17 protein-coding genes are annotated in these 14,212 nt (G+C 69.0%); 8 read left to right on the forward strand and 9 right to left on the reverse strand.

The window, feature by feature from the left end; genetic code table 11:
• The first annotated feature begins 3 nt into the window (after positions 1-3).
• Positions 4-840, forward strand: coding sequence for a DUF2249 domain-containing protein (locus tag Mth01_RS10995; RefSeq protein ID WP_204015466.1), 837 nt, complete (start codon positions 4-6; stop codon positions 838-840).
• Positions 841-1,155: 315 nt separating this feature from the next.
• Here Mth01_RS10995 and Mth01_RS11000 read toward each other — a convergent pair whose 3' ends face one another.
• Both Mth01_RS11000 and Mth01_RS11005 read right to left on the reverse strand, forming a co-directional pair.
• The gene (locus tag Mth01_RS11000) at positions 1,156-3,006 is read right to left on the reverse strand and encodes a cellulose binding domain-containing protein (protein ID WP_204015469.1); all 1,851 of its coding nucleotides are present in this window, start codon (positions 3,004-3,006) and stop codon (positions 1,156-1,158) included.
• Positions 3,007-3,161: 155 nt separating this feature from the next.
• On the reverse strand, positions 3,162-3,857 hold the full coding sequence (locus tag Mth01_RS11005; protein WP_204015472.1) for a nitroreductase family protein: 696 nt from the start codon (positions 3,855-3,857) through the stop codon (positions 3,162-3,164).
• Between the two features lie 129 nt (positions 3,858-3,986).
• Here Mth01_RS11005 and Mth01_RS11010 point away from each other — a divergent pair, with 129 nt between their 5' ends.
• On the forward strand, positions 3,987-4,508 hold the full coding sequence (locus Mth01_RS11010; RefSeq protein WP_204015475.1) for an Lrp/AsnC family transcriptional regulator: 522 nt from the start codon (positions 3,987-3,989) through the stop codon (positions 4,506-4,508).
• Here Mth01_RS11010 and Mth01_RS11015 read toward each other — a convergent pair.
• The 4 genes from Mth01_RS11015 to Mth01_RS11030 form a co-directional block, all read right to left on the reverse strand.
• Positions 4,480-5,010: an SRPBCC family protein gene (locus Mth01_RS11015; protein WP_239089556.1), complete on the reverse strand. Its 531-nt coding sequence runs from the start codon at positions 5,008-5,010 to the stop codon at positions 4,480-4,482. The genes Mth01_RS11010 and Mth01_RS11015 overlap by 29 nt on opposite strands.
• An 82-nt stretch (positions 5,011-5,092) precedes the next feature.
• Complete coding sequence (locus Mth01_RS11020) at positions 5,093-5,830, reverse strand: sulfotransferase family protein (protein ID WP_308440786.1); 738 nt, start codon at positions 5,828-5,830, stop codon at positions 5,093-5,095.
• Positions 5,831-5,969: 139 nt separating this feature from the next.
• Positions 5,970-6,422 carry a VOC family protein gene (locus Mth01_RS11025; protein WP_204015478.1) on the reverse strand — a complete coding sequence of 151 codons (453 nt, stop codon included), beginning with the start codon at positions 6,420-6,422 and terminating at the stop codon, positions 5,970-5,972.
• A gap of 107 nt (positions 6,423-6,529) precedes the next feature.
• Positions 6,530-7,222: a helix-turn-helix transcriptional regulator gene (locus tag Mth01_RS11030; RefSeq protein ID WP_204015481.1), complete on the reverse strand. Its 693-nt coding sequence runs from the start codon at positions 7,220-7,222 to the stop codon at positions 6,530-6,532.
• A gap of 210 nt (positions 7,223-7,432) precedes the next feature.
• Here Mth01_RS11030 and Mth01_RS11035 point away from each other — a divergent pair, with 210 nt between their 5' ends.
• A complete protein-coding gene (locus tag Mth01_RS11035; protein ID WP_204015485.1) occupies positions 7,433-7,876 on the forward strand; it encodes an OsmC family peroxiredoxin in 444 nt (147 codons plus the stop codon).
• Positions 7,877-8,004: 128 nt separating this feature from the next.
• Here Mth01_RS11035 and Mth01_RS11040 read toward each other — a convergent pair whose 3' ends face one another.
• Positions 8,005-8,253: a DUF2249 domain-containing protein gene (locus Mth01_RS11040; RefSeq protein WP_204015488.1), complete on the reverse strand. Its 249-nt coding sequence runs from the start codon at positions 8,251-8,253 to the stop codon at positions 8,005-8,007.
• A 132-nt stretch (positions 8,254-8,385) separates the two neighbouring features.
• On the opposite strand from Mth01_RS11040, the gene fdxA reads away from it, so the two are divergent.
• The 4 genes from fdxA (at position 8,386) to Mth01_RS11060 (ending at position 10,366) form a co-directional block, all read left to right on the forward strand.
• Positions 8,386-8,730: a ferredoxin gene (gene fdxA, locus Mth01_RS11045; RefSeq protein ID WP_204015491.1), complete on the forward strand. Its 345-nt coding sequence runs from the start codon at positions 8,386-8,388 to the stop codon at positions 8,728-8,730.
• Positions 8,731-8,798: 68 nt separating this feature from the next.
• Positions 8,799-9,224 carry a nuclear transport factor 2 family protein gene (locus Mth01_RS11050; RefSeq protein WP_204015493.1) on the forward strand — a complete coding sequence of 142 codons (426 nt, stop codon included), beginning with the start codon at positions 8,799-8,801 and terminating at the stop codon, positions 9,222-9,224.
• A 30-nt stretch (positions 9,225-9,254) separates the two neighbouring features.
• Positions 9,255-9,860: a pyridoxamine 5'-phosphate oxidase family protein gene (locus Mth01_RS11055; protein ID WP_204015495.1), complete on the forward strand. Its 606-nt coding sequence runs from the start codon at positions 9,255-9,257 to the stop codon at positions 9,858-9,860.
• Positions 9,861-9,946: 86 nt separating this feature from the next.
• Complete coding sequence (locus tag Mth01_RS11060) at positions 9,947-10,366, forward strand: histone-like nucleoid-structuring protein Lsr2 (RefSeq protein ID WP_239089557.1); 420 nt, start codon at positions 9,947-9,949, stop codon at positions 10,364-10,366.
• A gap of 125 nt (positions 10,367-10,491) precedes the next feature.
• On the opposite strand, the gene Mth01_RS11065 is transcribed toward Mth01_RS11060, so the two are convergent.
• Positions 10,492-11,739, reverse strand: a complete 1,248-nt coding sequence (locus Mth01_RS11065; RefSeq protein WP_204015499.1) for a cytochrome P450 — start codon at positions 11,737-11,739, stop codon at positions 10,492-10,494.
• Between the two features lie 39 nt (positions 11,740-11,778).
• Entirely contained in the window at positions 11,779-13,134 is a 1,356-nt protein-coding gene (locus Mth01_RS11070) for a glutamine synthetase family protein (RefSeq protein ID WP_239089558.1), read from the reverse strand.
• A 179-nt stretch (positions 13,135-13,313) separates the two neighbouring features.
• Between Mth01_RS11070 and Mth01_RS11075 the strand changes: the two genes are divergently transcribed.
• A complete protein-coding gene (locus tag Mth01_RS11075) occupies positions 13,314-14,123 on the forward strand; it encodes an acetoacetate decarboxylase family protein (RefSeq protein WP_204015500.1) in 810 nt (269 codons plus the stop codon).
• Positions 14,124-14,212: the final 89 nt, after the last annotated feature.

The raw sequence follows: 14,212 nt of genomic DNA on the forward strand, positions 1-14,212 counted from the left end.
TACATGACCGTTACCGGCGAACAGGCACAGGCCGCTCCGGTGGCCGGACCTCAGGAAGCCACGGTGCGGGCGATCCACGATCACCACCGGAAGCTCGGCCGGACGATGGCGGATCACGCGCTCACCATCGGGCGCGCGGTCGACCAGCTGTCTTCTCCGACCGCCCGGCAGGCGACGCTGGTCGCGTTCTGCAGGGAAGAGATCCTTCCGCACGCGATCGCCGAGGAGCAGACGCTGTACGCCACCGGCGCGAAGCTGACCGAGGCGGCGCTGCTGGTGCGCGCCATGATGGGTGAGCACACCGAGTTGCGCGACCTTGTGGACGCGCTGGAGCAGGCCCGCACTCCCGGTGAGATCGCCGGCGCCGCCGCTGCGCTGAACGCGATGTTCCAGTCGCACCTGGTGAAGGAGAACGACATCCTGCTCCCGGCGCTCGTCGACGCCGGTGTCGACCTCGGCGCGCTGCTGGGCGGCATGCACGAGATCCTCGGTGAGTCCGGCCACGCGCACGGCTCGGAGCAGCCCGGTTCGGGTGAGGCCGCGGAACAGGCACAGGGGCACGCCTGCACATGCGGCGGCCACGACGACCCGGCCGCCGAGACGAACGCGCAGGTTGTGGACGGCGAGTTGGACGTACGGCGCCTGGTGCACGGCCGACGGCACGAGGAGATCTTCGCGACCTTCCGCGCCCTGCGGCCGAACGAAGCGTTCGTGCTGGTCAACGATCACGACCCGAAGCCGCTCTACTACCAGTTCGCCGCTCAGCACCCGGGTGAGTTCGACTGGGGCTACGTCGAGTCCGGCCCCGAGGTGTGGCGGGTGCGGATCGGGCGGCTCTGACCGGCGGCACACCGCTGACCGGCTCATTTCGGGCCGGCGCATTGTGGATCGGCTCATTTCGACCGGTACGGCACAGCCCGGGGGCGCTCCGCTCTCTTCATGAGGGACAGCGTCTCCGGGATGCCCCGGGTGAGGGCAGGGACCAAGGTCCCGCTTCACCGGATCCGATGGCCCGTCCTCCCCGTCGGAGCTCGGGGGCTCCCCGAAACGCCGACACCGGCGCGCAGGGAGACCTCGGTCGGGGAGGCTCCCGGCGCGCCGGCGTCGACGGCCCGTCCGCTCCTGATCAGGGGAGGCCGATCAGGGGAGGACTGATCAGGGGAGGGTCGCGAGGTGGGGCTTCACCGTCTTGGAGAAGTTCCAGTTGTGGGTGGCATCCCAGTTGATGGACCAGGTCATCGCGCCCCTGATCTCCGGGTAGGCCCGCGGCGGCACGAACGTACCGCAGTTGGCCTTGGTCGCCAGGCAGGTGAGGGCCTGGTTGACCAGGGACGGAGCGACGACGCCGCCGCCCGCGGCGCCCGGCCCGGCCGGCAGGCCCAGGGCGACCTGGTCGGGCCGCAGGCCGTTCTCCAACTGGATGCAGGCCAGCGCGGTCATGAAGTTGACCGTCCCCTGCGAGTAGGCCTGCGCCTTGTCACAGCCGAGCATCGAGCCGGAGTTGTAATACTGCGTGAACACGACGGTGAGGATGTCCTTGATGTTCAGCGCGAGCTTGAAGTACTCCATGCCGGTCGACTGCATGTCGATGGTCTGCGGCGCCATCGTGATGATGAGGCCGGCGCCGACCTTCGCCCGCAGGGAGCGCAGGGCCTGGCCCATGTAGGTGGCGTTGAGACCGTTCTCCAGGTCGATGTCGACTCCGTCGAAGCCGTAGCTCTGCATGAGGCCGTAGACCGAGTCCGCGAACTTCGTCGCGGCGGCCGCGCTGCCCACCTGGATCCGGCCCTTCTCGCCGCCGACCGAGATGATGACCTTCTTGCCTCGTGCCTGCAGGGCCTTCACATCGGCCTTGAACTGCGCGTCGGTGTAGCCGCCGAGCCCGGCCGACAGGTCGGCGCCCACGCTGAAGCTCACCTCACCGGGCGTGGAGGTGGCCTCGCCGAAGGCCACCGCGATCAGGTCGTACTCGTTCGGCACGGCCGACAGCTTCAGCAGCTTGGCCGCATGGTTGTCGAAGTTGTGCCAGTAGCCGGTGAGGAAGCGCTTGGGTAGCGGACCGGTCGAGCAGCCGGTGGTGGTGGCGTCGGCAGGGTTGCTCGCCGGGCCCTCACCGACCGAGTTGTACGCGGTGACCGTGTAGGAGTAGCTCGTGCAGGCGGTCAGGCCGCTGATCGCCTGGGAGGTCCCGGTGGTCGTGGCCACGAGCGTGTTGCCGCTGCGGATGCGGTAACCGGTGACGGTGCCGGTCGCCGCGGGCCAGGTCAGGGTCAGGCCGGTGTCGCTGACCGAGCCCACGGTGACCGTTCCCACCTTGCCGGGCGCGCCGTTGGAGCACCCGGTGGTGGAGCCGGAGATCGGGTCGCTTGCCGGGCTCTCGCCCGCCGAGTTGTACGCCTTGATCGTGAAGGTGTGCGAGGAGCAGGCGGCCAGACCGGAGATCGTCGCGCTGGTCCCGGTCACCGAGGCGCGCTGCGCCGTACCCTCATAGACGCGGTAGCCGGTCACCGTGCCGGAGGCGGCGCCCCACGACAGGGAGATCGAACTGTCCGTGGTCGTGCCGACGCTCGGAGCGCCCGGCTTGCCGGGGACCTGGACCTCCGGTCCGCCGCCGCCGTCACACGGGTTGCCGTTCACGGTGCAGTTCGTGATGCCGGGGAAGTTGCCGGGGTTGCCGTTGAAGCCGAAGCTCTGCTTCGCGCCGGGGGCCAGTGCCCCGGCCCAGCTCGGCGGGGTGAAGGTGTAGTGCTGGCCGCTGCGGGCCATGGTCGCGTCCCAGGCCGAGGGGATCGAGAACCCGGCGGGCAGGTCGAACTGCACGTTCCAGTTCACGGGCGACGACGTGCCGTTGCTGACGGTCACGCTCCCCCCGAATCCGGAGCCCCAGTCCTGGGTCTTGGCGAAGGTGGCGGTGACCGAGCCCGCCGCCTGCGCGGGAACCGCGATCAAGGGCAGGACCAGGGCCGCCAGGGCGGCCACGCCGCCCAGGGTGGCGCGTAATTTCATGTTCACCTCAGGGGGTCGAGATGGTTGGGGGGAGCCGTACGGCCCGCGCCACAGGAGGCGACGGACGCGAGCCGTACAGGGGAGAGTCACATCCCGGCTCTATTAAGAAAGTTTCCTAATAGTTATCGTGATCGTATCCCTGAGGAGGCCGCCCTTCAAGGCCCAAACACGTCTTCGGGGCTGAAAGTCACCAGTGCGTCGGCCTTGCGGGTCAGATCGGGCACCTCGGCGTCCTGCGCCGCATAGCCGACGGGGAACAGGATGTACGGCCGCTCGTTGGCCGGCCGCGCACAGATCTCGCTGAGGAACGCCATCGGATTCGGCGTGTGCGTGAGGGTCGACAGCCCCATCGTGTGCAGCGCGGCGATGAAGAAACCGCAGGCGATGCCGACGCTCTCGTTGACGTAGTAGTGCTTGACCCTCCTGCCGTCCGGCCGTATGCCGTACTTCTCGGCGAAACAGACCACCAGCCACGGCGCCACCTCCAGGTAGCCCTTGTCGGAGGTGGTCTCCAGCGGCGCCAGGGCCTCGCGCCACTCGGGGGGCAGCCGCCCGCCCTCGTAGTTCTGCCGCTCCTCGACCTCGGAGGCCTCCCTGATCCGCTTCTTGGTCGCGGCGTCGCCGATCAGCACGAACTTCCACGGCTGCTGGTGCGCGCCCGACGGTGCGGTGTTGGCCGCCCGCACCGCGAGCTCCAGGCACTCGCGCGGCACCGGCTCGTCACTGAAGAAGCGCACGCTTCTGCGCCGATCCAGGTGCTCGTAGAACTCCCGGCCTCGGGTGATCATGTCCTGCTCGGCGTACCGTTCCGGGCGATAAGGAACGAACGGGTAGGAGTGTTGCTGTGCCATCTGCCACCTCCATGACTGCCATATGTGCAGGCGTAGTCTGATTCGCGATGACAGACCGGGCAATCGAACGCTCATTTTGCTGCCGAATTGGCAGTCGACGATCGAGCGCGAGCGGCGGAGGTGCGCAGATTGGCAAGAACCGGGCTCGACACGCTCGACGTACGGATCCTCCGTCTGCTCCGCGAGCATCCCAGGACGGGCCTGCTGGAGGTCTCCCGCCTGCTGGGAGTGGCGAGAGGTACGGTCCAGGCCCGTCTCGACCGGATGATCGCCGACGGCGTCGTCGCCGACTTCGGGCCGAACCTGTCCCCCCGAGCCCTGGGTTATCCGGTGCAGGCGTTCACCACACTGGAGGTCGAGCAGGCCTCCCGCGCCGAGATCTCGGCCGTGCTCGCGGCGATCCCCGAGGTGCTCGAGGCGTACATCGTCACCGGCCCCGGCGACGTGTGGTGCCGCATCGCCGGCCGGGACAACGAGCACATCCAGTCGGTCATCGACCGCATCCTGACCATCCCCGGCGTACGGCGCAGCAGCACGGTCATCGCCCTGTCCGCCGTCGTCCCCCACCGTGTCCAGCCCCTGGCCGAACTCCCTCTGGCCGAACTTCGAGATGGGCGAGCGGCTAACGAGGGCCTTCGGCGAGGGACCTGATGCCGTGCAGCGTGTGCTCCATGCCGGCCCGCAGGTCGGTGAGTCGCCACCGGACGATGGCCTCCACCCGCTCCGGGCTACGGGAGATCGCCAGGGTGAGCCCGGAGGGCGCCGGACCGATCCGCGCGCCATGGACCAGACGAGTGCCGCCCGCCTCGGGCTCGAGGACGAACCGCCAGGTGGCCACCGGGGTCCGCGGATCGGGTGCGGCCGCGCCGAACCGGCCGTCCGGGTCGACCACGGCCCAGGCGAACACGCGCGGCGCGTCCAGTTCGACGACGTGCGACACGGTCCGCCACTCGCCCAGCATGTCGTTGCGGTTGTGGCCCTCGAAGCGGGCGTTCACCGCCGGACGGTCGGCGCCGTCGAGCCATCGCACCCGCTGAAGTTCAGGGCTGAACCTGGCCGGCAGTTCGATGTCCGTTACCAACTCCCACACCCGTGCCGGGTCCGCTTCGATGTGCACCTCGCACTCCACGCTCGGACCATCCGCATCACGCACGATCCCGTCCCCTCTCGGCCTGATCGATTTGGGCGACTTCCCGACAATAAGCAGGAGTCCCGTGTACGGCCGACGAGGGGGATCAATTTCTCGCATCGAAGGGCGAGGGGATGCGGCCTTCGATGAGCAGTTTCTCTATGGAACGGCGCAGGGACTCGGCGTCGTTCAGGTGGGGGAACGGCTCGGCCGCAGGCGGGTCCACGCCGAGGAAGGCGCACAGGGGACCCCACCCCTGGCGAACGTCGAACACCAGGAGGCGTTCCGGTGGGAGGCTCTCTCGGACGGCGGCGACGTGCCGGTGGTAGGCGGCGATGGCCGACATCTCATCCGGCGCCTTCTCGCCGAAGCGCCACTCCTCCTCGAAGACGGACCGGCCGATCTTCTGCAGCAGCGGGCGGAGACTCTCCACGGCCGCCATGACGGTGTTCCCGGCTTCGTGTGCGTGCTCTTCGAAGGCCTGACGAGGTCCGTTCGTCATCAGGGCATGCAAGCTCGTGTACCAGCCGGCGGGGTCGCGAACGGTGAGGACGACCTTCGCGTCGGGGTAGGTTTCCGCGAGCTCCCGCCAGAAATAGCTGGCCGGCCAGTCCACGCATGATCGGTAGCCCTCGAACGTCCGATCCCAGTCCACCGGGGAGCCCGAGCCGGCGGGCAGCCAGTGCTCGGCATACTCCGGATGAGCCATGATCTCGAACATGTGGTAACAGGGGCCGAAGCCCAGCCGTTCCAGGGCCGCCTTCAGCGAGGTTGTTCCGGTACGCGGGAGCCCCGCGCCGATGACCTTGATCATGTTCAGCCTTCCGCCGCAGACGACTGTCACCTGCCTTCTGACGGGCGCATCACCTCCCTGCACTTCCTATGAGACTTTTCCCCACATTTTCGACGAATTCTCGGCGAGGAGATCGAGTACCGCTGACAGCGAGGCGAGCAGGCGTGGCGGGGGCGTGCGCGTCGGTGATCTAGGTCGCGCAGAACTCGTTGCCCTCCGGGTCCAGCAGGACCCACCAGTGCCCGGCCGGCCCGTGGTCCACCTCGCGGACGCGGGTCGCTCCCAGGCCTTCCAGCCGGGTCACCAGCTTCTCGAGGCCGCCGGGCTCGCCGTGGATATCGACGTGCAGGCGGTTCTTGCCGGCCTTTCCCTCGGGCACGTCCTGGAAGAGCAGCCGTCGCCCGTGGCCGACGCCGCTGATCTCGTCGTACGGATCCTCGGGATGCCGGATCGCGGCGTAGCCGCGGAAGATCTTGCGGCCGCGATGTTCGGCGACCGCCTCCTCCCCGACGTGCCCGGCGGCCAGCAGTCGCTCGATGAGCGCGCTGGGATCTTCCACCTCGTAGTCCAACGCCGCGGCCCAGAAGTCCGCGAGAGCAGGCGCGTTCGCGCTGTCGATGACCAGTTTCCAACCCAATGCCATGCCACCGGTTATACCGATGCCCACTGACAATCGGCGGATCGGTCGGATCAGACGCCGAGGTGGCGCAGGACCGCGAGGACGCGGCGGTGGTCGTCGCCGGACTCCGCCTATGGCTCGGGCGAGGCCGCGGGGGCGAAGCGGGCGACGCACAGGTCGGGTTCGACGAACGGGTCGAGGCGTTCGGCCTCTATCGGTGCGCCCAACTCGGCCAGCAGGCCCTGCATGAGCCCGAGGTGGATCGAGCAGACCACCTCGCGATGCGCCTCCGCGGTCTCCCGGAACGGGCAGTGGTGCAGCAGGACCTTCCGCCCGTCCTCGGCGGGTTCGGGGGCGAACCCGATGTCGGCGAGCATGCGCACCAGTTGGCGGGTGGCGGCCTCGACGTCGAGACGGCGGAACGGCGGCGGCCGGTCGGCGAGATAGCGTCCCCAGGCGCGTCCGGCACGCAGCGCGGCCTGGGCGGGTTGGGGCGTCTCCGCGGCCAGCGAACCGGCGAGGATCTCGGCGAGCAGTCGGTAGCTGCGCCGCCCGCTGTGCGCGCTCTCGGGCCGCGCGGTGTAGAGGATGCGTGGGCGTCCGGGCTGGTCGCGGTCTTCCGCGTTCCGTTCGGCCAGGTCCGCCTCGACCAGGGCGTCGAGGTGGAACCGGGCCGTGTTGGGGTGCAGCCGCACCCGTTTGGCCACCTCTCCCGCGGACAGCGGCCGACCGGCCTCCTGTAGCACGGCGAGCACCTGGGAACGGCTCTCGTTCAGGGCCGGCACCCCGCCGGGATCGGGGCGGGCCACCTCACGGACATCCATTCAGCCATTTTACACAGAGTATTGGTGAAAACCAGGGGGTCGCGAAGGGGTGGTCCCGGCACCACGCTCGCATGCGAGTCCGGTCGTTGAGTTTACCTGATTCTTACTGTAAAAATTACAGCGAAAGGGCAGAGATGACCAAGGATGCCTGGCGCCACGGCGGGCCTGGAGGTCCCGGTCTGTTCGAGAAACGGCATGAGGAGGACGGGAATGGCGATAGCGGAGCGTACGGCGGAGACGACGTGGGAGGGCGCGCTCGCCCGCGGGCGCGGGACGATCGACGGCGGGAGCGGGGCCATCGAGGGGATGCCCGTGACGTGGGCGTCCCGGACCGAGCGTCCGGACGGGTTGACGAGCCCTGAGGAGCTGGCCGCCTCGGCACACTCCTCCTGCTTCGCCATGGCGCTCGCCCTGCGGCTGGGCGAGCACAAGGCGGTGCCGGAGCGGCTCACCGTGGCCGCCACCGTGACCCTCGACGAGGTGGGCGGCGTGCCCACCATCGTCTCCTCGGCGCTCCGGGTCCGCGGACGGGTGCCGGATCTGGACGCCGACGGCTTCCGCAAGGCGGTGGACGAGGCGGCGGGGCTGTGCCCGGTGTCCCGTTTGTTCGCCGGAGCGAAGATCACTGTCGACGCCGAGCTCGAATCGAAGTGATCCGCCACTGATCGGCTGATGAGCTGATCGGCTGATAAGCGTTGGAGGGCCGGCGGCGCCGGGCACGCGTACGTGACCGGTGCTCGCCGGCCCTCTCGCGATGAGGCCCGGCCGGGCGGAGGCCCGACTCAGCCGGCGGCGTTCGCGACGCGGCCGATCCGCACCCGCCAGGTCTCGGGGCCCTGCTCGAGGTAGTCCCAGCTGAACTCCCCGGTGTGCTCGGCGGCGAACTGGTAGTAGAGCGGCTTGGGATCGTGGTCGTTGACGAGCACGAAGCCCTCTCCGGCCCCCAGAGCGGTGTACGTCTCGAAGATGAGCTCGTGACGCCGGGCGGGGGCCTCGGTGCGCACGTCGAGTTCGCGGTCCTCGGTTGCCATGGTGTGGTCTCCTCCGCATCGTCGATCAGCGCCTTGTCTGATCTTGTGGATTTTCCCAATCGCGATTGTTTATACGAGCACGCTAGTGCAAAATGGCAGTCGGGACAACAAGCCCGATGGAGGAGGCCTGCCGTGACCTACGTGATCGGCGAACCATGCATCGACGTGATGGACCGCGCCTGCGTCGAGGAGTGTCCCGTGGACTGCATCTACGAAGGGGCGCGCTCCCTTTACATCCACCCGGACGAGTGCGTCGACTGCGGCGCCTGCGAACCGGTGTGCCCCGTGGAGGCCATTTACTACGAGGACGACCTGCCCACGGCCTTGCAGCCGTACGCGCAGGACAACGCGCGGTTCTTCAGCGAGACGCTGCCCGGCCGCGACGCGCCGCTGGACTCGCCGGGCGGTGCGACCAAGCTCGGTCCGATCGGTGTGGACACCGAGTTGGTCGCCTCCCATCCCCAACCGGACGAGTGAGCCGCGGCGAGAGCGGCCCTGGAGGATAGTTTTGGAGAGTGATCTCTAAAACTGTCCGAGGAGGGGCGATGACCGTCGTCGAGCGGCTGTACCGGGCGTTCGCCGCGCGCGATGTCGCGGAACTGCTGGCCGTGCTGCATCCGGACTTCGTCGGCCGGGTCAGCGCGGGCATGCCGCTGGGCGTCGGAGGCGTGCACCACGGACCGGAGGCCATGCTCCGCGACTGCTGGGGCGTGATCTACGGGGAGCTGGACACCTGCCCGCAGCCGGACGAGTACCTCTGGAGCGGTTCCGACCGGGTCGTCGTGCTGGGCCACTACCGGGGTGCGGCTCGCCGGACCGGAGAGTCGCACGACGCCGTCTTCGCCCACGCCCTCCGGCTGAAGGACGGCCTGATCGTCGAGCTCGTACAGATCACGGACACCGCGCGGTGGCACGCGGCCCTGGCGGAGGAGCACGGTGCCGGCGAGGCAGTAAATAAGACGAGGCCGTAAATAAGTTGTCGGTGCCGACATAATGGAATCATGGGCAAAACGTATGAGCGGATAGCCGGTCGGCTGCGCGATTTCATCGAGGCGCAGCCGATGTTCTTCACGGCGACCGCTCCGCTCGCGGACACCGGCAGGGTCAACCTGTCGCCCAAAGGGCTCCGCGGATGCTTCGCGGTGATCGACGACCTCACGGTGGCCTATCTCGACTTCGCCGGTAGCAACGCCGAGACCATCGCCCATCTTCGTGAGAACGGCCGGATCACGCTCATGTGGTGCGCCTTCCAGGGGCCGCCGAACATCGTACGCGTCCACGGGCGGGGCGAGCCGGTCTTCCGTGACGACCCTCGATGGGCGGAACTGCTGGCTCACTTCCCCGACATCGACTCCAGTTTGCACGGCCTGCGAGCGATCATCGTCGTCCGCGCCGAGTTGATCCGCGACACGTGCGGCTACGCCGTACCCTTCATGACGTACGACGGGGACCGAGATCTGCACGGCAAGCGTTTCGCGCGTGAGGACGACGAGTCGCTGGGCGCCTACTTCGAGAAGAAGGAGCACGTCGCCGCCAGCCTCGACGGCCTGCCCGGCCTTCCGTTGCCGCTGCCCCCGACGCCGAGCGCGCCGAAGTCAGGTGGATGACCCGATCTTGTCGGTGGACACCAGTAGGATGCCACGGTCCAAGCAGGCAGTGATCTACCCGGAAAGGGCTGCACGTGGCGCAGAAGGTGATACTGGTTGACGATCTCGACCTCTCCGAGGGCGATGATGTGGCGAGGCGGGAGTTCCCGCTGCTGAACCGGACCTTCGCCATCGACCTGTCCGACGCCAACCACCAGCGGCTGAACGACGCTCTCGCGTTCCTCGACAGGGTCATGGAGAACTCCCGCGAGGTGAAGCAGGCCTCGCGGTCGAAGAAGGCGGCCGACACCTCGCCCCGGCTGCGGGGCTACACGCTCACCGACGTCCGTGAATGGGCCCGTGAGCAGGGAGTGGAGGTCCCGGCTCGGGGCAAGGTCTCCGATGAGGTCGTCGAGCGGTTCATCGCTGCCCACCCCGACGCGGCCGCCACGGATGCGGGCGCCACGGATGCGGGCGCCACGGACCCGGAGACCGAGTCCGCCGCGGAAGCGACGCCGGACGCCTGACGGCTCGCACGGCCCATCGGCCCGGTGAGCGGCCGCCCACGGCCGAGGCATACCTCGGAGAACGCCGGTGTGGCCGCGGAGACCGGGCCGATCGGCCGTACGGATCGGCCGTACGGAGATGTCCCTCAGGCGAGGGAGACGGTGACGGGCAGGTCCTTGATGCCGTTGACGAAGTTGGAGCGGACCCGGCGCACGTCCCCCGCGCGCTTGATGTCGGCCAGACGCGGCAGCAGCTCCTCGAACATGATCCGGATCTCCAGCCGGGCCAGCGCGTTGCCGAGGCAGAAGTGCGGGCTGCCCTTGCCGAAGGTGATGTGGTCGTTGCTCTTGCGGGTCACGTCGAACGTGTAGGGGTCGGGGATGGCCCGCTCGTCCCGGTTGCCCGAGGCGAACCACATCACGACCTTGTCACCCTCTGAGATCTTCTGTCCGTGGATCTCCACGTCGCGGGTCGCCGTACGGCGGAAGTGGTAGACGGGGGAGGCCCAGCGCAGGAACTCCTCCACCGCCGCCGGGATGAGCTCGGGCTGGTCGCGCAGCTTCGCCAACTGCTCGGGGTGGTCGATCAGCGCGTGCATGGAGTGCGTGATCGCGTGCCTGGTGGTCTCGTTGCCGGCCACCACGAGGAGCAGGAAGTAGTTGTCGAAGTCGCGGTCGCTCAGCGCCACGCCGTCCACGGGGGTCTGGTTGACGAGCCGGCTCACCAGGTCGGTGCCGTCGCCGCCGCGGCGACGCCGGGCGAGCTCCCGGCCGTACTCGAAGACTTCGAGCGAGGCGGGACTGCGGAAGGGCAGGTCGCGGTACCTCTCGCTCTCCTCGCTGTGCAGCAGCACGTCGGCGTAGTCGGGGTCGGTGTTGCCGATGATCCGGTTGCCCCAGTCGATCAGCTGCTGGGTGTCGCCCTCGGGGACGTCGAGCATCCGGGCCAGCACGTTGATCGGGAAGTCGGCGGAGACCTCCTTCACGAAGTCGAACGTGCCCTTGGCCAGCGCGGCGTCCAGCGTCCTGGCGGTCAGTCCGCGCAGGAAGACCTCATATCCGGCGACGGCCCTGGGGGTGAAGTCGCGCTGGAGCAGGCGGCGTAGCGAGGTGTGCCGGGGCCCGTCGGTCTCCAGGAGGGAGCGGCGGATCTCGGCCTGCCGGTCGTCCACCTCCTCCAGGTTCACGAACTTCGTCGAGGTGAAGGTCTCGACGTCGCGGTCGGCCCTGACGATGTCGGCGTGCCGCGTGAGCGACCAGAAGCCGCTGCCGTGTTCGCCCTCGTCCTGCCAGTGGACGGGCGCCTCGTCCCGCAGCGCGTCGAACATGCGCCAGGGGGTCTCGCCGTCGAGGAAGTTGTCCAGGTTCGCCAGGTCGACGTCTTCCAGGCGCATCGGCACTCCTTAGAACAGACAGATGTGGCTGGAGATGGCTCAGAGGTGGTAGGCGTACTCGCGGAACTCCCAGTCGGTGACGAACTGGGAGAACCGCTCGACCTCGTTGCGCTTGTAGGCGAGGTAGGCCGTGGTGAACTCCTTGCCGAGCACCTCGCCGAGCGGGTCGTCGGCGGCGAGCGCGTCGAGCGCCTCGGGCAGCGAGGAGGGCAGCACCGGCGACCTGCTGGTGTCGTAGCCGTATCCCTCGAGCGGGGCCGGCGGTTCGACGCGGTCACGGATGCCGAGGTAGGCCGCCGCGAGCAGGCCGGCGATGCCGATGTAGGGGTTGGCCGACGCGTCGCCGAGCCGTACCTCGAACCGGCTGGCCGCGCCGCGCTCCGGCGGCACGCGGACCATGGCGCTGCGGTTGTCCAGCCCCCAGTCGATCAGCCAGGGGGCCAGGGTGTCGGGGCCGAAGCGCTTGTAGGAGTTGATGGTCGGGTTGAGCAGGGCGGCCAGGGCGGGCGCGTGGGCGAGGACGCCGCCGATCGCGTACATCGCCGTCTGCGACAGCCCGTACGGCCCGGCGGGGTCGGCGAAGACGTTGCGGCCGGTGGCGTCCGCGCAGGACAGGTGGGCGTGGAAGCCCGAGCCGCCCTCGTCGTTGAACGGCTTGGCCATGAACGTGGCGAGCAGCCCGTCCCGCCGGGCCAGTTCCTTGATCGCCGACTTGAAGCGGAACGCCCGGTCGGCCGCGTCGACCGCCTCGCCGTGGTGCAGGTTGATCTCGAACTGTCCGCCGGAGAACTCGTGGTTGCCCATCGTCACGCCGAGGTCCATCGGGCGCAGCGCCCGCAGCGTGCGCAGGATGTGCGAGCCGCGGTCGCCCTTGGTGCCCGCCACGTAGACGTTGCCGGGGGCGTCGTCATAGCGTCGCCAGCCTCCCGCGCCGTCCGGTTCGAGCAGGAAGTACTCCAGCTCCGGGCCGACCACCCCGGTCAGGCCCAACTCGGCCAGCCGGGCGGCGGCCGCCCTGACCACCTCGCGCGGCGCCTCGGGAAAGGGGCCGCCCTCGGCGGGGTCGACCGTGTCGCCGAGGCAGGCCGCGACGCCCGGCTCCCAGGGCAGCGGGACGAGGGTGGACAGGTCGGGGCGGATCGAGATGTCGGGCAGCCCCTGGTCGAGGCCGCCGGGCACCGGCACCACGTCGGCCTGCGGCGAGGTGTAGTAGACGGCCCGGCAGAACGCGACGCCGTGCTCCATGACGTCGGGAAGCCGCTCGACCAGGACATCCTTGCCGCGCTCGGTCCCGATGAGATCGGGGTATCCGATCCGGACGATGTCGATGCCCTGGTCGGTGAGGCGTCGCACGATCTCGGCCGCCGGCTCGGTGCTCGCTGAGCCTTCCAACACTGGGCCTCCTCAGAAGTTCGCATGGGTACGTGAGCTGGTCGTTTGGGGGCAAACAATACGCTTGGAACGGCAGGGCCACAAGACCCTATGCCAGAACTCACCTATGTGCTACGGGATGACAAAGCCCAGCTCAGGACATATCGTATGGGTCCAAATGATTATCGTGACAAGGAGGCGCAGTGGCGACGGTGCGCGGTTTCTTCACGCCCAAGACGGCGACGGGGCGTTCCTCGCTGATCCCCAGCCCCCCGTGGCACTACTCCGGTGATCTGCTCACCGTGGAGTACCGGACCGACCCCGCGAAGGTGGCCGCGCTGCTGCCCGAGCCGCTCGGCCTCGCCGAGGAGGACCCCGGCGCGGTCGCGGTGATCTGGGCCGACTGGCAGTCGTGCTCGGAAAGCCGGGAGGAGCTGCTCGACCCGGTGCGCGCCCAGTACAAGGAGTGCTTCGTCGTGGTCCGCTGCTCCTACGACGGACGGACGTACTCCCGCTGCGTCTACATCTGGGTGGACAAGGACTTCGCCGTCGCCCGCGGCATCCACCAGGGCTACCCCAAGAAGCTCGGCTCGATCCACATGACCCGGCCCCATCCGTACGGCCTGGCAGCGCCTCGCATCGACGCCGGCGGCGTCTTCGGAGCGACGCTGGCGGCGGCGGACCGGCGGCTCGCCCAGGCCGTCGTACGGCTCCGCGAGCCGAGTGAGACCAATGGCTTCGTCAACGGGCACCCGATGGCGCACAACCGCTGGCTGCCGTCCATCGAACCGGGCAAGGGCCTGGCGCTGGACGAGCTGATCGTGGCGGGCGCCGAGAGTTTCGAGGCGGGCCAGGCGTGGGCGGGCGAGGCCGAGATCGAGCTGTTCGACGCCCCCACCGAGGAGCTCGCCGACCTGACGGTCGAGGAGGTCATCGGCGGGTACTACCGCCAGGTCGGGGTGGTCTGGAACGGCGGCACCCTGCTAGAGACCGGCACCTCCGGCGCCCTCTAGTCCCGACCTCCGCGAGGAGGGGCCTCCGCAAGCAGGCCCCTCCCATCACCCCGAGGCCGTGATCTCGGCCATCTCTGCAGGTATTCGCG

The organism is Sphaerimonospora thailandensis (genome assembly GCF_016863115.1).
GTDB classification, from domain to species: Bacteria; Actinomycetota; Actinomycetes; order Streptosporangiales; family Streptosporangiaceae; genus Sphaerimonospora; species Sphaerimonospora cavernae.